This window comes from Staphylococcus sp. 231237_7MaSpsaltlick (genome assembly GCF_043107035.1).
Window position 1 is genome coordinate 237,649 of record NZ_JBICNX010000005.1, and the last position, 20,349, is coordinate 257,997.

16 protein-coding genes are annotated in these 20,349 nt (G+C 32.2%); 11 read left to right on the top strand and 5 right to left on the bottom strand.

The window, feature by feature from the left end; translation table 11 throughout:
- Positions 1 to 111: 111 nt before the first annotated feature.
- The 4 genes from ACF91D_RS11770 to ACF91D_RS11785 all read left to right on the top strand — a co-directional run bounded on the left by ACF91D_RS11770 (position 112) and on the right by ACF91D_RS11785 (position 4,632).
- Complete coding sequence (locus tag ACF91D_RS11770; protein ID WP_039068772.1) at positions 112 to 1,074, top strand: ABC transporter ATP-binding protein; 963 nt, start codon at positions 112 to 114, stop codon at positions 1,072 to 1,074.
- Positions 1,071 to 2,588 (top strand): ABC transporter permease/substrate-binding protein, encoded by a 1,518-nt coding sequence (locus ACF91D_RS11775; RefSeq protein WP_327620784.1) that lies wholly within the window; start codon positions 1,071 to 1,073, stop codon positions 2,586 to 2,588. Before ACF91D_RS11770 ends, ACF91D_RS11775 begins: the two co-directional genes overlap by 4 nt.
- A 188-nt stretch (positions 2,589 to 2,776) precedes the next feature.
- Positions 2,777 to 3,832 (top strand): histidinol-phosphate transaminase, encoded by a 1,056-nt coding sequence (gene hisC, locus ACF91D_RS11780; RefSeq protein WP_039068770.1) that lies wholly within the window; start codon positions 2,777 to 2,779, stop codon positions 3,830 to 3,832.
- A gap of 251 nt (positions 3,833 to 4,083) precedes the next feature.
- Positions 4,084 to 4,632 carry a 5' nucleotidase, NT5C type gene (locus ACF91D_RS11785; RefSeq protein WP_039068769.1) on the top strand — a complete coding sequence of 183 codons (549 nt, stop codon included), beginning with the start codon at positions 4,084 to 4,086 and terminating at the stop codon, positions 4,630 to 4,632.
- 190 nt (positions 4,633 to 4,822) lie between these two features.
- On the opposite strand, the gene ACF91D_RS11790 is transcribed toward ACF91D_RS11785, so the two are convergent.
- The 5 genes from ACF91D_RS11790 to ACF91D_RS11810 all read right to left on the bottom strand — a co-directional run bounded on the left by ACF91D_RS11790 (position 4,823) and on the right by ACF91D_RS11810 (position 11,510).
- Entirely contained in the window at positions 4,823 to 5,773 is a 951-nt protein-coding gene (locus ACF91D_RS11790) for a diacylglycerol/lipid kinase family protein (protein ID WP_392437069.1), read from the bottom strand.
- A gap of 629 nt (positions 5,774 to 6,402) precedes the next feature.
- Positions 6,403 to 7,911, bottom strand: coding sequence for a peptide MFS transporter (locus ACF91D_RS11795; protein WP_327620782.1), 1,509 nt, complete (start codon positions 7,909 to 7,911; stop codon positions 6,403 to 6,405).
- 497 nt (positions 7,912 to 8,408) lie between these two features.
- Positions 8,409 to 9,923, bottom strand: a complete 1,515-nt coding sequence (locus ACF91D_RS11800; protein ID WP_039068765.1) for a peptide MFS transporter — start codon at positions 9,921 to 9,923, stop codon at positions 8,409 to 8,411.
- A gap of 184 nt (positions 9,924 to 10,107) precedes the next feature.
- Positions 10,108 to 10,608, bottom strand: a complete 501-nt coding sequence (gene queF, locus ACF91D_RS11805; protein WP_039068764.1) for a preQ(1) synthase — start codon at positions 10,606 to 10,608, stop codon at positions 10,108 to 10,110.
- Between the two features lie 20 nt (positions 10,609 to 10,628).
- Entirely contained in the window at positions 10,629 to 11,510 is an 882-nt protein-coding gene (locus ACF91D_RS11810) for a DMT family transporter (RefSeq protein WP_039068763.1), read from the bottom strand.
- Positions 11,511 to 12,230: 720 nt separating this feature from the next.
- Between ACF91D_RS11810 and nrdI the strand changes: the two genes are divergently transcribed.
- From nrdI to ACF91D_RS11845, 7 genes are all read left to right on the top strand, one after another.
- Complete coding sequence (nrdI, locus tag ACF91D_RS11815) at positions 12,231 to 12,629, top strand: class Ib ribonucleoside-diphosphate reductase assembly flavoprotein NrdI (protein ID WP_039068761.1); 399 nt, start codon at positions 12,231 to 12,233, stop codon at positions 12,627 to 12,629.
- On the top strand, positions 12,592 to 14,697 hold the full coding sequence (nrdE, locus tag ACF91D_RS11820; protein WP_039068760.1) for a class 1b ribonucleoside-diphosphate reductase subunit alpha: 2,106 nt from the start codon (positions 12,592 to 12,594) through the stop codon (positions 14,695 to 14,697). The genes nrdI and nrdE overlap by 38 nt, the downstream gene beginning before the upstream one ends.
- 115 nt (positions 14,698 to 14,812) lie before the next feature.
- Positions 14,813 to 15,781, top strand: coding sequence for a class 1b ribonucleoside-diphosphate reductase subunit beta (nrdF, locus tag ACF91D_RS11825; RefSeq protein WP_039068759.1), 969 nt, complete (start codon positions 14,813 to 14,815; stop codon positions 15,779 to 15,781).
- A 398-nt stretch (positions 15,782 to 16,179) separates the two neighbouring features.
- Positions 16,180 to 17,148: an ABC transporter permease gene (locus ACF91D_RS11830; protein ID WP_327620781.1), complete on the top strand. Its 969-nt coding sequence runs from the start codon at positions 16,180 to 16,182 to the stop codon at positions 17,146 to 17,148.
- Positions 17,138 to 18,097, top strand: a complete 960-nt coding sequence (locus ACF91D_RS11835) for an iron chelate uptake ABC transporter family permease subunit (protein ID WP_327620780.1) — start codon at positions 17,138 to 17,140, stop codon at positions 18,095 to 18,097. The genes ACF91D_RS11830 and ACF91D_RS11835 overlap by 11 nt, the downstream gene beginning before the upstream one ends.
- Positions 18,094 to 18,894, top strand: a complete 801-nt coding sequence (locus ACF91D_RS11840; RefSeq protein WP_039068756.1) for an iron ABC transporter ATP-binding protein — start codon at positions 18,094 to 18,096, stop codon at positions 18,892 to 18,894. Before ACF91D_RS11835 ends, ACF91D_RS11840 begins: the two co-directional genes overlap by 4 nt.
- A 105-nt stretch (positions 18,895 to 18,999) precedes the next feature.
- On the top strand, positions 19,000 to 20,046 hold the full coding sequence (locus ACF91D_RS11845; RefSeq protein WP_327620779.1) for a ferrated catecholamine ABC transporter substrate-binding lipoprotein SstD: 1,047 nt from the start codon (positions 19,000 to 19,002) through the stop codon (positions 20,044 to 20,046).
- Positions 20,047 to 20,349: the final 303 nt, after the last annotated feature.

The window sequence follows — 20,349 nt, forward strand, 5'->3', positions numbered from 1 at the left end:
CTATGAATAAATTAATTGAATTATACATAAAACCAATACAAATAGGGAATATGTCATTTGATTGAAAAATTATTTTTTGTTAAATGAATATATGATAATGAAGGTGACAAAGTGATAGAATTTAAAAATGTAGTTAAACGCTATGGTGATAAAATAGCTGTTGATGATATTAGTTTTAATATTGGTGAAGGGGAGTTTTTTGTTTTAATCGGTCCGTCAGGTTGTGGCAAGACGACTACGTTAAAAATGATAAATCGATTGATTTCTCTTTCAGAAGGTTATATTTATTTTAAAGATAAACCAATAAGTGATTACCAAATATATGAAATGCGTTGGGACATTGGGTATGTCTTACAACAAATCGCGTTATTCCCACATATGACTATTAAAGAGAATATCGCACAAGTACCGCAAATGAAAAAATGGCAAGACGGGGACATAGATCAACGTATTGATGAATTAATGGATATGGTAGGACTAGAACCTGAAATATATAAAGATCGTAAACCAGATGAACTTTCTGGTGGGCAACAACAACGTGTAGGTGTTATTCGTGCATTGGCAGCTGATCCGCCAGTTATTTTAATGGATGAACCATATAGCGCTTTGGATCCAATTAGTCGTGAAAAATTACAAGATGATTTAATTGAGCTACAACAAAAAATCAAAAAAACGATTATATTTGTAACTCATGATATTCAAGAAGCTATGAAGATGGGCGACCGTATATGTTTGTTAAATGAGGGTAGGATAGAACAAATAGATACACCAGAGGGTTTCGTTACAAATCCTAAAAACGATTTTGTTAAACAATTTATGGGTGATAAATTGAAACGTTCAATTAATGAGTTAAAACTTTCCGAATTAATAGATCAATTGCCTATTCAAGAAGGAGAAATGAAAGAAGATTACCCAATTGTTGATAGTAATTTATATGTTAAAGACGTGTATACAGCTTTGATTGACAGTGAGGCCGTTATTATTAATAATCCAGCTACTTCAACACAGCACGTATTGAAAAGACAAGATATTTTTCAAATTTTGTCAGAGCATAAAGGAGGTCACGATGAATGAATACCTTCATTAATACACTTGTAGAGCGTAGAGGACAATTAATAACAACGATATTTGAACACATACAATTATCTTTTATAGCATTATTGATTGCAGCACTAATTGGTGTGCCTTTGGGTATATTTTTAACAAAAACGCGTAAACTTTCGGAAATTGTTATGAATATCGCGGCGATACTTCAAACAATCCCTTCACTGGCATTATTAGGATTAATGATACCGTTGTTTGGTATAGGTAAAGTTCCAGCCGTTATAGCGTTAGTCGTATACGCGCTGTTACCAATATTAAGAAATACATATACTGGTATTAATGAAGTAGATACATCATTAGTTGAAGCGGCTAAAGGTATCGGTATGAAGCCAGGTAGAAGATTGACTAAAGTAGAATTGCCCATTGCTATGCCAGTCATTATGGCAGGCATTCGTACGGCAATGGTATTGATTATTGGTACGGCAACGTTAGCTGCACTCATTGGTGCTGGTGGCTTAGGTGATTTAATCTTATTAGGTATTGATAGAAATGATTCATCGCTTATTTTAATAGGTGCCATTCCAGCAGCGTTATTAGCTATTTTATTTGATTTAGTGTTACGTTTTATGCAAAAGCTTTCTTATAAAAAACTTTTAGTGTCACTCGGTGCGATTGTCATTGTTTTATTATTAGTAATTATTGCACCGTTACTAGCCCAAAAAGGTGACAAGGTTGTCTTAGCTGGAAAATTAGGCTCAGAGCCATCTGTGATTACTAATATGTATAAAATATTAATTGAAGAAGACACGGATAATACGGTAGAAGTTAAAGATGGTATGGGCAAAACTTCGTTTCTTTTTAACGCGCTAAAATCTGATGACATTGATGGTTATTTAGAATTCACTGGCACTGTATTAGGCGAATTAACTAAAGAAGATTTAAAATCTAAGCAAGAAGCAAAAGTATATGACCAAGCGAAAGCTAGTTTAGAAGATAAATACGATATGACTATGCTGAAACCTATGGAATACAATAATACTTATGCCTTAGCAGTTAAAAAGGATTTTGCTGAAAAACATAATATCAAAACAATTGGTGATTTGAATAAGGTGAGTGATGAGATTAAACCAGGCTTTACATTGGAATTTAATGATCGTGGAGATGGATATCCAGCTGTTAAAAAAGCCTACGATCTAGATGTAGGTGATGTAAAAACGATGGAACCTAAATTACGTTATCAAGCAATTGAAAGTGGAGATATTAATCTGATTGATGCTTATTCAACAGATGCTGAATTAAAACAGTATGATATGGTTGTGTTGGAAGATGATAAGCATGTGTTCCCTCCTTATCAAGGAGCACCTATGTTTAAAACATCTTATCTGAAAGAACATCCTGAAATTAAAAAACCACTAAATCGCTTAGCTGGGAAAATTTCAGACGAAGATATGCAAGCTATGAATTATGATGTAACAGTGAAAAAGAAAGACCCATATAATGTAGCAAAAAATTATTTAGAGAAACATAATTTAATCGATAAATAAATCTTAATAAGAGAATATGAGGCTGATACCTTAGTATGAAATATAATACTAAAGTTATCTAGTCTCATATTTTTTATCATTTTAAATAATGGTGTCTGTAATGACACATTGATTTTATTCTATTATAAGGTTTATAATAGTTACTAAGTTTTGAAATTTCTGTAAATTCAAGGAGGACCGAAGCAACTATGAAGAAACAAATTGAACAATTATCAGCTTACGAACCAGGACTATCACCTCGAGCATTAAAAGAACAATATGGAATTGAAGGTGAGTTATATAAATTAGCTTCTAATGAGAATTTATATGGTCCAACACCAAAAGTTAATGAGGCAATTAAAGCACATTTAGATGAGCTACAATTTTACCCTGAGACGGGTTCTCCATTATTAAAAGAAGCAATAAGCAAATACTTAAACGTAGACGCATCACGTATATTATTCGGTGCTGGTTTAGATGAAGTTATCTTAATGATTTCACGTGCAGTACTGACAGCTGGAGATAAGATTGTGACAAGTGAAATGACATTTGGTCAATATTATCATAATGCAATTGTAGAATCTGCAAAGGTGACTCAAGTACCACTCCAAGAAGGCTATTTTGATTTAGAAGGTATTTTATCGGAAATTGATGAAGATACTAAGTTAGTTTGGTTATGTAATCCAAACAATCCTACAGGAACTTATTTTTCACATGATGAATTACAACGCTTTTTAGAACGTGTACCGAGTGATATTCCGGTTATTATTGATGAAGCATACGTTGAATTTGTAACTGCTGATGATTTCCCAAATACATTAGCATTACAAAAACAATTTGCAAATGCCTTTTTATTACGCACATTTTCAAAAGCATATGGCTTAGCGGGTATGCGTATTGGATATGTTGTAGCCGCTAAAGAAGCTATTGAAAAGTACAACATTATACGTCCACCATTTAATGTTGGTCGTCTATCAGAATACGCTGCCTTAGCTGCATTAGAGGATCAAGCATATTTAACTTCTATACGTGATCGCAACGCTCAAGAGAGAGCGAAATTCTTTGAATTATCTCAAAGTGATGCGTTTTACCCTAGCCAAACGAATTTTATTTACGTGAAAACAAATAAACCACATGATTTGTATGAAGCTTTGTTAAGTGTAGGATGTATTACGAGAGAGTTTCCTAAAGGTGTGCGCATTACAATTGGCTTCCCAGAGCAAAATGAAAAAATGATAGAAGTACTTAAAGACTTTAACTTCTAAAAATAATTCTTAACGAACGTTCAACGATACAAAAATTGGCATTTGATTAATATAAGTAGGCTGTTTATTATATGGCTATCCTATGGGCCTAGTAAATTACTTGAAAGAGGTACTATTAATGTTATGTTCAATTTTGGTTTAGTTGAACGTATTTTGCTATAATTGAATTGATAGTGGGATAGATTTGTACATGTATATTGCATGTTATAAATTAAAGCATATTAAGAAGAAAAAGGGAGTAGAGTAGTACAATGACTAGAAAATCAATAGCGATTGATATGGATGAAGTACTTGCTGACACAGTAGGTGCATTAATTGAAGATGTAAATAAGCGCACAGACTTAGGTATTTCTATAGATATGTTAGATGGTATTAAATTAAGACATGCGATGCCTGAGCATGATGGTTTACTGACTGAAATCTTACGTGAGCCTGGATTTTTTAAAAAATTAGCAGTAATGGCGGATGCACAAGATGTTGTGAAGAAGCTAACTGAATATTATGATGTATTTATCGCGACTGCTGCAATGGATGTACCGACGTCGTTTCATGATAAATATAATTGGTTGAGAGAATATTTCCCATTTTTAGATCCTCAACATTTTGTTTTTTGTGGTCGAAAAGATATTGTTAATGCAGATTATTTAATCGATGACAATCCGCGACAATTAAGTATCTTCACTGGAACGCCAATTATATATACTGCAACACATAATATCAATGATGATAGATTTGCACGTGTTAATAATTGGAAAGATGTAGAGCAATACTTTTTAGGAGATAGTGAATACAAAATTTAAACGTTTTTAAAGCAGTGAAGCGGACGATTCTTATTGTTTTCTTTGCTGCTTTTATTTATGACTTTTGTTTGAGTTTATTGTGTGCGGTATAAGCATTAAAAAATAAGATTTTATTACTGGCATAAGAGCCAATGATAAAATCTTATTTTTATATATAAATATGTTTTTAGAAGGTAAATTAGTGCTTGGACTAATCATCGTCTGACTGTTGTGTATCTATATCTGATTCTTGCGACGTTAGTATATCAATTGCACTAGGTACGATTTCAATGTTGAGTGGTGTGTTTAAGACAATTTCACCATCTATATCTACTTTCATTTGTGGGTCAGTTTCAATAGTTATTTCTTTAGCTAAGATGTGTTTAATACCATCTGTCATATTATTCCAATTCATACTGTCACGTTGTTTAAATATATCATTTATTACACTTGAGCTGTGCTCTTCAAAAATAAATATATTTAAATAACCGTCACTAGGTGAGAGGTCCGTTAATGGAATACGGCTTCCTCCTATAAATGGACCATTTGCTACCACAATCATTGCGGTATTGCCATTAATCTCTTTACCGTCTACGGTTATTTTATAATCAAAGTGTTCTGGATTGAGTAATGTCTTAACGGTAGAACCGACATAGCTCAGTTTCCCAAAAATGTCTTTATTTCCATTTTGAACATTTTCTGCATTTTGTACTATAAGACCTAATCCTGCGAAGTTAAGTGCGTATCGATCATTTATCTTCATTACATCATAAGATTGCAATTCTGAATTGATTAATTGCTGGCTTGCCGCTTTATGGCGTGGATTAAGATTTAATGTTTTTACGAAATCATTAAACGTACCGCCAGGAATAATACCAATAGGGATGTCTAATTCGCTTTGCATTAGTCCATTAATAAGTTCATTTATTGTACCATCTCCACCAAGAATGAAAATAATATCAACATCATCACTATAGCTTTGGTCTTTTATTTTTTTGCAGAAAGTGATGATATCACCTTCATTTTCACTTAGTTGGATAGATAATTGTTTACAAAATGTTGTTAAAGAAGAGGCCACATCCCCTAAACCTCTGTAAATATCTTTTATACCTGAGTGTTCATGATAAAATAACACACCGTGTTTATATTTTGTTTTAGTCAATCTATTCACCATATTTCTTCTGATTTTGCGTTCTATTTTATTATGTACCCGATTCTCTTATAAAATAAATACATAACACTTAGGGACTAAATTATAGACCTTAATCATCTAGTAAGCAAATAGCAAGTCATATTCGTAAATATGAGCTAATAGTAAGATGACGTAATGTGTGCCTTTTATGTACATATAATAAGATATTCTAAAGTTAGTGCGTAAATTTGATATTGGTTGATATTACAAAATGAGAGTTAGTCTATATTTTATGCCTATAGAGTAGTCTAAAATAAACCAAACGCGTGTTTAAGCGTTTGATTTATTTTAGACTGTCGACAAAGTCTTCGACTTTGTTGGCAGCTTTTTTGTGCACGCTTTCCGCAGACACTGCCTTAGCCCGTAGTCTGCAGCTAGTGATTTTCCCGCAGGAGTCGGCTCAAATTACTGCTAATATTATACGAAAAAGATTATAATATATAAATTAAACAGTGGTGGCGTTTATTATGTTGAATATATCAATTGATAAAAGAAGCAACTTTTGGTCTGAAAGATCATAGCTATTTTGAAAAATAACTATACGAACGTAAATAAACCTTAGGACTGTCACCTAAGGTTTGTTTATGTTCGTATTGAAATTATTTAATGCCTCTCATGCCTCTAACAATTTTTGGTACAAAAGCAAGGACAATAAGACTTACTACAATTGCAATAACACCTAAAAATAAGAAATAGTTCTTATGGCCTAGTGGTTCGATTAAATGAACAAGTGTACCATTAATCGCTTGTGCACATGCATTTGTTAATAACCATAAACTCATCATTTGTGTGTTAAACGCTTTTGGTGCTAATTTAACAGCGGCACTATTACCAGTTGGAGATAAACATAATTCGCCGATTACACAGATGATATAAGAAAGGATAACCCAGTTAACACTTAACATTGAACCACCCGATGAATGTCCAATTAAGCCTATCATGATGTATGAAGCACCAGCTAAAGACGCACCTAAGACAAATTTTGTCGCTATGCTTGGTTGGCGTCGAGCCATTTTTGCCCATATGATTGACACAACTGGAGCTAATAATACGATAAACAATGGATTAATGGATTGGAAAAGTGTTGGCCCAAAGTCCGTCTTCCATCCAAAAATATTTAATTTCATATCACTACTTTCAAAAGCGAATAAGTTAAGTACATTTGCTCCTTGTTCTTGAATAGACCAGAATAAAACACCTAAAACAAACAACGGTATAAAAGCAATAACACGAGAACGTTCATCGTCTGTTACTTCTTTGCTGCGTATCATAATTGTAAAGTAAATGATAGGTAATGCTATACCGAGTACTAATACAGTTGTACTTACGATATTAAATGAAAGTGTACCTGTTAAACCAGTAATAATTAACACAGCGGCAATAATTAGCGCTACAACCGCAAATATTAAACCATATTTTTTCTTCTCTTGTTGGTTTAATGGATTAGTAGGTTTTGTACCAACATCACCAATGTTTTTCTTGTTGAAAAGCATGTACCAAATCAAACCAAGTGCCATACCAATGGCTGCAATTAAGAAACCGCCATGGAAATTCCCACTATCTACAAATTGATTTAAAATTAGTGGTGAAAGTAATCCACCCAAGTTTACTGACATATAGAAAATAACAAAACCTGCGTCTATACGCGTGTCATTTTCTGGATATAGTCTACCGACAATATTTGAAATACTTGGTTTCATTAAACCAGAACCAATTATAATGAAAAACATTGAGATAAATAGGCCGATGATATCTAATGGTAAACTTAAGAAAATGTGACCAATAATAATTAATACACCACCATAAAATGTGGCTTTACGTGTACCGGTAATTCTATCTGAAATCCAACCTCCAAGTACTGAGGTCATATAAATTAATGCACCATACACAGCCATTACTGATTGTGCAGTGCTTTTATCCATACCAAGGCCACCGTCTTTGATAGCGAAATACATATAGAAGATTAATAATGCACGCATACCATAGTAGCTAAATCTTTCCCAAAATTCTACGAAAAATAAAACACCGAGTCCTTTAGGATGACCAAAAAAACCTTTTTGAGGAATTGATTCGACTGTTGGATCTTGTGATGTATACTTATCTTGCATAAAACATTCCCGTCCTTCCTTGCTCCCAATAAAAATGTATAAAAAAGATTTTACGCTTAATTAAATTTAATTGCAATAATATTCTCAAAATAGCAATATTCTGAATGTTCTGATAAATTATAATTAATATACAACTATATTTATATTCCAGTAAATATAAATAATAGTGTTCACGGAATGGATAAAATGGGTAATGATTGTGTTGGATTTTTAGTTAAGAATGGTATGCTCAAGCAGAAAGAGGTTAGAGATGCGGTTAGGAGTAATCTGGCTACAGAGCACATGTGTAAGGATCACCAATGTATTAGTGGAATAAAGATATAAGATAGGAATATTTTAGATCAAGTGTTTTTGAAGATAGGCAGAATTAAACGTAAGACAAAACAGCCCAAAACAATATTGTCTTGGGCTGTTAATCAAGTTAAGGATAGATGACAGGAGCATAGCTACACCGTATATAAAATTATTTCTCCTAGCCATTTGTTCAATTAATTTGGTTAATAAACGCCTTTCATTGCGCGTTTTACTTTTGGTGAAATAAGTAATAATAATACACCGATAACTACTGCAACAAGACCTGAATACATAAAGTAATCACTTTGATCCATCTTAGTATAGATAACAACGAGTTGTGCGTTAAGTCCTTGTGCAGTTGCGTTACTAAGCATCCATAAGCTCATCATACGTGCTGTGAATGCAATAGGTGCTAATTTTGTAGTTGTTGATAAACCGACAGGTGAGATACAAAGTTCACCGATTGTTATTAATAAGAAACTCAGTACAAGCCATAATGGGTTAATTAACTCGTTGCCTGTAGCTAATGGAATAATCATTACTAAATATGATAGCCCAGCAATAATTGCTCCAAATGCAAATTTATATACAGTAGGTGGGTTGCGTTTGCCTAACTTCATCCATAACGTTGCAAATACTGGTGCTAATACAACTATAAATATTGGATTTAATGATTGTGCCCAAGCTGCTGGAATTGTAAAGTCAAATAATCCATTGGTAAGGACTGACATTTCTAATTGTGTTTTTTTATCTGCAAACGTTGCTAAAATTGTTGAGCCTTGTTCTTGAATCATCCAAAAAGCTACGGATGTTATGTACAGTGGTACGTAACTATATACACGTGAACGCTCATCTTTAGTTACATCTTTACTTACAATCATGTTAATAAAGATGTAAATAGGTAATACGATACCTAAAATAGTAATTAAGAAACTGAAGTTTTCAAGCGTCAGTGCATTGAATAAATGTAAAACTAATAAATAAACTAAGAATAATAAGATGACAACACCAGATATATAACCGAATTTCTTAAGCTCTGGTCTTGTTAATGGATTTGGGACGTTACGTCCAGCAAAACCTAAGTTTTTCTTACGTTTAATCGCATAGACAACTAAACCACAGAACATACCGATTGCAGCAGCTAAGAAACCAGCGTGGAAACTAATTCTAGTTTGTAAGAAACCAGTTAATAACGGCGCAAGTAAGCTACCTAAGTTGATTCCCATATAGAATAATGTGAATGCAGAGTCTCGGCGTACATCATTACGGTCATATAATTCACCAACTGTAGTTGAGATATTTGGTTTTAACAAACCCGTACCTGCAATGATGACAGCTAATGCAATCATAACTAATGTTAAATTATTTGGTAATGATAGTAATAAATGACCAAGCATGATGAGGATACCACCATAGAAGACAGCATTTTGAGTGCCAGTAATCCTATCGGCAATCCAACCACCAATCACACCTGACATGTAGATTAAGGTACCGTATATTGCAACGATTTGCATCGCAACGGCTTGGCTTAATCCGAAACCACCTTCAGCTACGCTATAGTATAGGTAAAAAATCAAAATAGCTTTCATACCATAGTAACTGAATCTCTCCCAAAATTCAGTGAAGAAAAGTGTACTTAGTCCTTTTGGATGTCCGAAGAAACCTTTGTTTGGAATACTTTTCATTATTTCTTCGTGTGTGTAATCAATCTTTTTCATAAATTCCCTCCCCCTAAACGGTTGGATTTATTCTATACCGTTTTTCTAAAAATAACAAGCGTATATATGAAAAGTACAAAATTTAATGAATAATCAGTTAATTAACGATAAAAAATTATAAAAAAATAAACTACCAAAGATGTAATGTACTCAAGTTTCTTTGATAGTTTATGGAAATAGGATTCTAACGGTTATCTATTTTTTCTGGATATAAATCGTGATTCATTAAACGATGTTCTGCCATTTTTTCATATTTAGAATCTGGACGACCATAGTTTGTATAAGGGTCGATTGAAATACCGCCCCGAGGTGTGAATTTGCCCCATACTTCAATATAATGAGGATCCATCAATTGAATTAAATCATTCATAATAATGTTCATACAATCTTCATGGAAATCACCATGATTTCTAAAACTAAATAAATATAGTTTTAATGATTTAGATTCAACCATTTTTATATTTGGTATATAAGAAATATAGATTGTTGCAAAATCAGGTTGCCCCGTAATTGGACAAAGTGATGTAAATTCTGGGCAATTAAATTTTACAAAATAGTCGCGTCCTGGGTGTTTATTATCAAATGATTCTAAGACTGATGGGTCATAATCAAACTCATATTTATTGTTTTGATTGCCAAGTAAAGTTATATCTTGTAAATTTTCTTTGTTACGTCCTTCGCTCATAATTGAAATCTCCTTTATATTTATGGTTTTTCTTCTGCTTTTTGAATTGTAGTAGGTTGCCTTCTTGCTTTTTCAAACATATAGTAACTAGATCCAATGATAATCATATAGCCTAGTACTGCATAAAAGTCTGGCGATTCACCAAATAAGATAAAGCCAAATAAAGCGGTAAAGATAATAGATGCGTACGTAAAAATGGAAATATCTTTAGCAGGCGCGTAGCTATAAGCGAGTGTAATACCGATTTGACCAGCGGCAGCTGATAGACCAGCACCGATTAAATACCATACTTGAGTCATTGTCATTGGCTCAAATGTAAATATAGTAAATGGTATTAGTACTATAATTGAAAAGAATGAAAAGTAGAACACAATTGTATAGGGTGCTTCGCGCGTACTAAGAGCTCTGACACAAGTGTATGCGCTTGCTGCAAATATACCAGATAATAAGCCGGCTATAGCTGGTATCATAGATGAAGAAAATTCTGGTTTTATTACAAATAACATACCTGCTATGGCTACAATCATAGCTATAAATTGATAATTACGAACTTTTTCATTCAAAAATATTAAACTAAGTAGAATAGTCCAAAATGGGTTTAACTTCATTAAAGTATCAGCATCACTTAGAATCATATGATCTATCGCATAAATATTTAACAAAACACCAATTAATCCCAAAGTTGAACGTGAAATCAACAAGGGCTGACTACTGAGTTTACCGAATAGGGGTTGCTTATATTTAAAAATAAAATACATTGGTATAAACATTGCTACTAAATTTCGAGCAAGTGACTTTTGATATACTGGTAAGTCACCAGCTAATCTGAAGAAAACAGACATAAAGCTAAAACCAACTGCTGAAATAAGTATGGCAATGATACCCTTAACTTTAGGATTCACATGTATCGCCTCAATTGTTAGTTTTTAACGTATATATATTAGCATATATTCCTAGAACCTGTATATATCCTTGAAAGTCTAATGAAAGTATATTATGATTACATGAACGAACAAGTGTTCTTGTTTTAGCATTAGAATTTACAACTTATTTAAATGTAATTTATGGCTTGAGTAATTTAGGTTGTAGACAACTTGAAGGGTGTTATCGTGTAAACCACGGTAAATCAAGCGTTACAAGCTTTTCGAAAAAAGCAAATGAAAAAACCTTAAATTCAGTAAAAAAATTTTTTGCACTCAAAAACGTCAGTTTAATGTTGAATTGGTGCCATTTATCTCTGTTCTTCAAGAATTTGTCAAAAACAAAGGTCTTTAAATAAGGTTCTGAATTATGTATAATGAAACACATAATATAGTATTGATGATCGGGACGAAACACAATATATTGTGTTTTATATACGTGGTCACTTTATTTATAATAAACCAAATTTTAAGTAAAATAACACTAGTGAGAGCGTTTAATAATGACAAATCAAGCATAAATACTTAATTAATGAGTTTTTACATACCAATATATAGATGACGTATTTTCTATATATAGTGGTTAACTCCAAAGGTTAATACTAATTATTATTTCTTAAGTATAAATTATAATAGTTTAATTTTATAGTTGCGATTTTTCATTAATAAAATATTAGTTAAATAAAGAAAGAAGGTGGTCCAATGAAGGTTGTCTATTTTTCATTTTCCGGTAATGTGCGCAGATTCATCAAAAAAACCGAGCTTACAAACGTAATGGAAATTACACAAAGTAATTGTTCTGAGAAAATTGAAGAACCATTCATATTGGTCACTGGAACGATAGGATTTGGCGAAGTACCACAACCAGTTCAGTCATTTTTAGATGTAAATAATAATTTATTAAAAGGCGTTGCAGCTAGCGGAAACCGCAATTGGGGTCAAAACTTTGCGAAAGCTGGACGGTCTATCTCAGAAAAATATCAAGTTCCTTTATTAATGAAATTTGAAGTACAAGGAACACAAAATGATATTAGCGAATTTAAAGATAAGGTGGGGCATTTCAATGAAGATTATGGACGAGAAGAAATACAATCATATTGAGTTAAATAACGAGGTTACTAAACGTAAAGATAATGGCTTTTTCAATTTAGAAAAGGATCAAGAAGCATTAGAAGTATATTTAGAAGAAATAGAAGATAAAACAATATATTTTGATACTGAAATCGAACGCCTTCACTATCTCGTTGATAATGATTTCTATTTTGACTTATTTGCAAAATATTCAGAAGCAGATTTGATAGAAATAACAGATTATGCTAAGAATATTCCGTTTAAATTTGCGAGTTACATGTCTGCAAGTAAGTTTTTCAAAGATTATGCTTTGAAAACAAACGATAAAAGTCAATATTTAGAAGATTATAAGCAACACGTAGCAATCGTTGCATTATATCTAGCAAATGGACACAAAGCCACAGCTAAACAATTCATTTCAGCAATGGTTGAACAACGTTACCAACCGGCAACGCCTACATTCTTAAATGCTGGTCGTGCTCGTCGTGGTGAACTTGTATCTTGTTTCTTGCTTGAAACAGATGATAGTTTAAATTCAATTAATTTTATTGATTCAACGGCAAAACAATTAAGTAAAATTGGCGGCGGTGTTGCTATTAATTTATCTAAATTGCGCGCACGTGGTGAAGCGATTAAAGGCATCAAAGGTGTTGCTAAGGGTGTACTTCCAGTTGCGAAATCACTTGAAGGCGGTTTTAGTTATGCAGACCAACTTGGACAACGTCCTGGGGCAGGTGCGGTTTATTTAAATATCTTCCACTACGATGTTGAAGAGTTTTTAGATACTAAAAAAGTAAATGCTGACGAAGATTTACGTTTGTCTACGATTTCAACAGGATTAATCGTACCGTCTAAGTTTTTTGATCTTGCAAAAGAAGGCAAAGATTTCCATATGTTTGCGCCGCATACAATTTATAAAGAATACGGTGTCACTTTAGATGATATTAATTTAGATGAATATTATGATGAGCTAGTTGCAAACCCAAATGTTGATAAAAAGAAAAAAGATGCACGTGAAATGTTAAATACGATTGCACAAACACAATTACAATCAGGTTATCCATATTTAATGTTTAAAGATAATGCAAATAAAGTGCATGCTAACTCTGATATTGGACAAATTAAAATGAGTAATTTATGTACTGAAATTTTCCAATTACAAGAGACTTCTATTATCAATGATTATGGTACAGAAGATGAAATTAAACGTGACATCTCATGTAACTTAGGCTCATTGAATATCGTAAACGTGATGGAATCTGGTAAATTTAAAGACTCAGTGCATACTGGCATGGATGCGTTAACGGTTGTTAGTGATGAAGCAGATATTCAAAATGCACCTGGCGTTAGAAAAGCTAACAGAGAATTACATTCAGTAGGATTAGGCGTAATGAATTTACATGGCTACTTAGCTAAAAATAAAATTGGTTATGAATCTGAAGAGGCGAAAGATTTCGCTAACATCTTCTTTATGATGATGAACTATTATTCTATTGAACGTTCAATGGAAATTGCTAAAGAAAGACAAGAAGTATATAAAGACTTCGAGAAATCTGATTACGCAAACGGTAAGTATTTTGAGTTCTATACAACTCAAACTTTTGAAGCAAAATATGAAAAAGTTCGTAAATTGTTTGAAGGTTTTGATGTTCCGACAGCTGAAGATTGGAAAGTGTTACAAAAAGAAGTTGAAACACACGGTTTATTCCATGCATACCGTTTAGCGATTGCACCTACGCAAAGTATCTCTTATGTACAAAATGCAACTAGTTCAGTTATGCCAATCGTTGACCAAATTGAACGTCGTACTTATGGTAACGCAGAAACATTTTATCCAATGCCATTCTTATCACCAGAGACAATGTGGTACTATAAATCTGCCTTTAATACAGACCAAATGAAATTAATAGATTTAATCTCAACTATTCAAACTCACGTGGATCAAGGTATTTCTACAATTTTATATGTGAATTCTGAAATTTCTACACGTGAACTATCTAGACTTTATGTGTATGCACATCACAAAGGATTAAAATCTTTATATTACACTAGAAATAAATTATTAAGCGTTGAAGAGTGTACAAGTTGTTCAATATAAAATAGCAATAAGAGTCAAGTTAAGTGATTATATAAACCAGTCTAGTCTAGGAGTTAGATTAGGCTGTAAATCACTGCTTTAATTAAATATTTACTAGATAGGGGACATTATCTAAATGAAAGCAGTCAATTGGAATACACAAGAAGACATGACTAACATGTTTTGGCGACAAAATATTTCGCAAATGTGGGTAGAAACAGAATTTAAAGTATCTAAAGATATTGCAAGTTGGAAAACGTTATCTGAACCTGAAAAAGAAGCATTTAAAAAAGCTTTAGCAGGATTAACTGGTTTAGATACCCATCAAGCAGACGATGGTATGCCGCTTATTATGTTACATACGACAGATTTACGTAAAAAAGCTGTATATTCATTTATGGCGATGATGGAGCAAATTCACGCTAAAAGTTATTCGCATATCTTCACTACATTACTACCTTCTAGTGAAACAAACTATTTATTAGATAAATGGGTCATTGAAGAACCACATTTAAAATATAAATCTGATAAAATTATTAATAATTATCATAAATTATGGGGTAAAGAAGCTTCAATTTATGATCAATATATGGCACGCGTATCAAGCGTATTCTTAGAAACGTTTTTATTCTATTCTGGTTTCTATTACCCATTATATCTTGCGGGACAAGGTAAAATGACTACATCTGGAGAAATCATCCGTAAAATATTATTGGACGAATCTATTCATGGTGTATTTACAGGTATGGATGCACAAAGTTTACGTAACGAACTTTCTGAAAGTGAAAAGCAACAAGCAGATCAAGAAATGTATAAATTATTAGAAGATTTATACAGAAATGAAGTTGCTTATACGCATTCACTTTATGACGATATTGGTTTAACTGAAGATGTACTTAACTATGTTAGATATAATGGAAATAAAGCATTGTCTAACTTAGGATTCGATCCATATTTCGAAGAACGTGAGTTTAATCCAATCATTGAAAATGCTTTAGACACTACTACTAAAAACCATGACTTCTTCTCTGTAAAAGGTGATGGCTACACATTAGCTTTAAACGTTGAAGCGTTAAAAGACGAAGACTTTGTTTTCGAAGACTAAAATAAATTATGAATATAAGACTGGCCTAGAGTGCTAATGTCAATTATATAACCAATAAGCCTTCTAAAAGTTAAACTTTTAGAAGGCTTATTTTATATGGAATTAGTAGTTAGATAGGTATAGTCCATTAAATATTTCAGTAAGAAATCAATGAAAAAGCTATTCAAATAAATAGTTAAACAAGTAAAGCATAAAAATTCAACTAACTCATCAACAGTAAATTAAATATTTTTTGTATATAGTTTACAATTAAATACTTTTATTTAAATCACTGATTGCTATTGAATTTACGTTTAAAAATGGTAGAATTTTATTATAACCACTGATAATGATTATCATAACCATTGGTTAACATCATGAATAATTCAGAATTATGAAAGGATTAGAGGTACATCATTATGAAATTCTTTTTAAATGGTATAGTTTTAGCTATCATTTTATCATTACTTACTATCCTTTCTCTTTTTATAGGTGTGAGTAAGGTTTCTATTACTGACATTTTCACACTTTCTAAAGAGCAAATAAACATTATTGTCTCAAGTAGAATTCCAAGAACTGTCAGTATATTAATATCAGGTAGTACACTAGCGCTTGCTGGGTTGATTATGCAACAAATGATGCAAAATAAATTTGTGAGTCCAACTACAGCAGGAACTATGGAATGGGCGAAACTAGGTATCTTAATATCTATGATATTTTTCCCTCAAGAAAATATCATGATTAAATTAGTTTTTGCAGTAGTCTTGAGCATTGCAGGCACTTTTTTATTTGTAAAATTAGTTCAATATATTCGCTTTACCGATGTTATTTTTATTCCACTCTTAGGAATCATGCTCGGTGGTATTGTTTCGAGTTTTGCAACTTTTATAGCGCTTAGGACGAATACAGTTCAAAGTATCGGTAACTGGTTAAATGGTAATTTTGCCATTATTACGAGTGGTAGATATGAAATTTTATACTTAAGCATTCCGTTACTAATATTTACATATATTTTTGCGAATCATTTTACAATCGCAGGGATGGGGAAAGACTTCAGTAATAATTTAGGTGTCAACTATGAAAGAATTATTAACATTGGATTATTTATCACAGCTACGATTACAGCGCTAGTTGTTGTGACTGTTGGAATATTACCTTTCTTAGGGCTCATTGTTCCAAATATTGTTTCAATTTTTAGAGGAGATCATTTGAAAAATGCTTTGCCACATACTGCGATGTTAGGTGCTATATTTGTTATGTTTTCAGACATTGTCGGCAGACTGATTGTTTACCCGTATGAGATTAATATAGGTTTAACAATTGGTGTCTTTGGCACTATTATTTTCTTAATTTTGCTAATGAAAGGAAGACATAACTATGCAAATTAGCGCTAAAACAAAAATGTACGTCTTAATTGCATGTACAGCCATAGTAGCAGCCATTTACCTTGTAATAGGTATTGATTTTGAAATATTCCAATATCAATTTACTAGTCGTTTGAGAAAGCTCATACTTATGGTCTTGGTGGGCGGTGCGATAGCGGCCTCTGTAGTTATTTTCCAAGCAATTACGACCAATAGATTATTAACGCCTTCTATTATGGGATTAGATTCAATTTATATGTTTGTAAAAGTTCTTATTGTATTTGTATTCGGTGTACAATCAGCCTTTGTTACAAATTTATATTTAAGTTTTTTAATTTCTTTAATAGTTATGATTGGTTTTTCTTTATTATTATTCCAAGGTATTTTTAGAATTGGCGATGTATCAGTATATTTCATTTTACTAGTTGGTATTATCTTAGGAACTTTCTTTAGAAGTATTACAGGATTTTTAGAACTAATTATAAATCCAGAAGATTTCTTAGCTGTTCAAAGTGCGATGTTTGCAAATTTTGACGCTTCTAACAGTAAGCTCGTAACACTATGTGGTATTATACTTGTCATTCTTATTCTAATTACGGTTTATGCAATCCCGTATTTAGATGTACTGTTATTAGGTCGAGACCAAGCAATCAACTTGGGTATATCATATAAAACTTTAACGCGCTTATTATTAATTTTAGTATCAGTGTTGGTATCTATTTCAACGGCTTTAGTTGGTCCTATTACATTCCTAGGATTACTAACAGTCAATTTAGCACATGAACTAATGAAAACATATAAACATAAGTATATTTTGCCAGCAACGATTTGTATTAGTTGGTTAAGTTTAATCATCGCACAAGGAGTAGTAGAAAATTTCTTTGAAGCAACTACACAAGTCAGCATCATTATTGATTTAGTTGGAGGAAGTTACTTCATTTATCTATTAATTAAAAGGAGACATGCGCATTGATCAAAGTTCAAGGTCTTAATAAGACGATACAAGACAAAGCGATTTTGCAAAATATAAATGTTGAAATCAACAAAGGGAAATTGACGACGATGATAGGCCCAAATGGTGCAGGGAAGAGTACACTCCTTTCAGCTATAACAAGATTGATTGATTTTGAAGAAGGTACGATTGAAATAGAAGGAAAATTAATTACTGATTATAAAAGTAATGATTTAGCAAAAAAATTAGCAATTTTAAAACAATCTAATCACACAGAATTAAATATTACTGTTGAAGAACTAGTGCAATTTGGACGCTTTCCACATTCGAAAGGCCGATTGAAAAGAGAAGATAGAGATCAAGTTGAATATGCATTAGATTTATTACATTTAAATGAAATTAGAGACCGTTATTTAAAAACACTCTCTGGTGGACAGCGTCAACGAGCTTATGTAGCTATGACTATAGCTCAAGATACAGAATACATATTATTGGATGAGCCATTGAATAATCTTGATATGAAGCATTCGGTTCAAATTATGCAAACATTACGTAGGCTCGCAAAAGATTTGAACAAAACGATAGTTGTGGTGATTCACGATATTAACTTTGCTTCTTGTTATTCTGATGACATCATCGCTTTAAAAGATGGCCAACTTGTAAAAGCAAGTACGAAAAATGACGTTATACAAACAAATGTACTAAAAACATTATATGACATGGATGTCAGAATTGAAGAAATTCGCGGTCAACGCATATGTGTTTATTACGATGAGTTAACAGCTCATGAAGATTTAGTATTGGCACATTCCATGTAATAAATTAATGATAACTTTGAGGGGAGTGATGCAACTGTAACGTTGTTAACTTTTAGGGACATAAAAAGGAATACATCATTTAGAAATCCAGGAGGAGTTAAGCACATGAAAAAATTAGGATTATTATTAGTAGTAGGGTTAATGTTTTTATTAGTAGCATGTAGTAATGGTGGATCAGACGATAAAAAAAATTCAGAAGCTGATTCAAAAGGCGAAAGTTCAGATAAAACTGTAAAAATTGAAAATAACTATCAAGCAAGTGGAGAGAAACGTGATGGCAGTGATGCTAAAGCAGTCAAGGAAACTGTAGAAGTTCCTAAAAATCCAAAAAATGCAGTTGTTTTTGATTATGGTACATTAGATACAATGAAAGAATTAGGACTTGAAGATAAAGTAAAAGCACTTCCTAAAGGTGAAGGTAATAAATCATTACCAGATTTCTTAAGTGATTTCAAAGATGAAAAATATTTAAATACTGGAAGTCTAAAAGAAGTTAATTTCGATAAAGTTGCTGAAGCTAAACCAGAAGTTATTTATATTTCAGGACGTACAGCGAATCAAAAAAATCTAGATGAATTCAAAAAAGCTGCGCCAGATGCAAAAGTAGTTTACGTTGGCGTTGATGATAAAGATGAAGTGAATTCATTGAAAAAGAACACTGAAAATTTAGGTAAAATTTATGATAAAGAAGACAAAGCAAAATCACTAACTAAAAAATTAGATGATAAAATTGCAGGCATCAAAGATAAAACAAAAGATTTAAAAGATAAAAAAGCGTTATTCTTATTAGTAAATGAAGGTGAATTATCAACATTTGGAGCAGGTGAACGTTTCGGTTCGATGATATTTGATACAATGGGCTTCACACCAGCTGATGAAAATATTGAAAATAGTAAACACGGTCAAAATGTAACAAATGAATATGTAGCAGAGAAAAACCCAAGTATTATCTTTGCAATGGACCGTGGACAAGCAATTAGTGGTAAATCAACAGCTAAAAACGCATTAGGTAATGATGTAATCAAAGATGTAGATGCAATTAAAGATGACAAAGTATACGAGCTTGATCCTAAACTTTGGTACTTTGCAAGTGGATCAACAACAACAGCAATTAAACAAATTGAAGAAGTTGAGAAAGCTTTAGAAAAATAAGTTTAAATGACGTTATCTGTGGGGGAACGTCTGAATTGAGAGTCTGGCTTATACCAGGCTCTCTTTTTAATGCTCCAAGTTAAGTTAATGGATTATTAAAAAATAGTAGAATCGTTGAGTTAAATCGCATTTATAATATATTAAAATGATAATTGAAGCCGTGTTATATCTTGGTTTTAAATAAATCAAGATATTATTAAACTTTAAGGTAGTAATGTTATAATAATGGAATGAATACAAGATGATTTTTAGAAAATAAGCCTCTAACATCAACTTGTAAAAATCAAAACAACGAATGTAGGA

What these genes read in the sequence shown, in the direction of transcription:
- ACF91D_RS11835 (WP_327620780.1), top strand. Translation starts at nt 17,138, where the DNA reads ATGCAAATTAGCGCTAAAACAAAAATGTACGTCTTAATTGCATGTACA.
- nrdF (WP_039068759.1), top strand. Translation starts at nt 14,813, where the DNA reads ATGAAAGCAGTCAATTGGAATACACAAGAAGACATGACTAACATGTTT.
- ACF91D_RS11775 (WP_327620784.1), top strand. Translation starts at nt 1,071, where the DNA reads ATGAATACCTTCATTAATACACTTGTAGAGCGTAGAGGACAATTAATA.
- ACF91D_RS11795 (WP_327620782.1), bottom strand. Translation starts at nt 7,911, where the DNA reads ATGCAAGATAAGTATACATCACAAGATCCAACAGTCGAATCAATTCCT.
- ACF91D_RS11845 (WP_327620779.1), top strand. Translation starts at nt 19,000, where the DNA reads ATGAAAAAATTAGGATTATTATTAGTAGTAGGGTTAATGTTTTTATTA.
- nrdI (WP_039068761.1), top strand. Translation starts at nt 12,231, where the DNA reads ATGAAGGTTGTCTATTTTTCATTTTCCGGTAATGTGCGCAGATTCATC.
- nrdE (WP_039068760.1), top strand. Translation starts at nt 12,592, where the DNA reads ATGAAGATTATGGACGAGAAGAAATACAATCATATTGAGTTAAATAAC.
- ACF91D_RS11785 (WP_039068769.1), top strand. Translation starts at nt 4,084, where the DNA reads ATGACTAGAAAATCAATAGCGATTGATATGGATGAAGTACTTGCTGAC.
- queF (WP_039068764.1), bottom strand. Translation starts at nt 10,608, where the DNA reads ATGAGCGAAGGACGTAACAAAGAAAATTTACAAGATATAACTTTACTT.
- ACF91D_RS11800 (WP_039068765.1), bottom strand. Translation starts at nt 9,923, where the DNA reads ATGAAAAAGATTGATTACACACACGAAGAAATAATGAAAAGTATTCCA.
- ACF91D_RS11830 (WP_327620781.1), top strand. Translation starts at nt 16,180, where the DNA reads ATGAAATTCTTTTTAAATGGTATAGTTTTAGCTATCATTTTATCATTA.
- hisC (WP_039068770.1), top strand. Translation starts at nt 2,777, where the DNA reads ATGAAGAAACAAATTGAACAATTATCAGCTTACGAACCAGGACTATCA.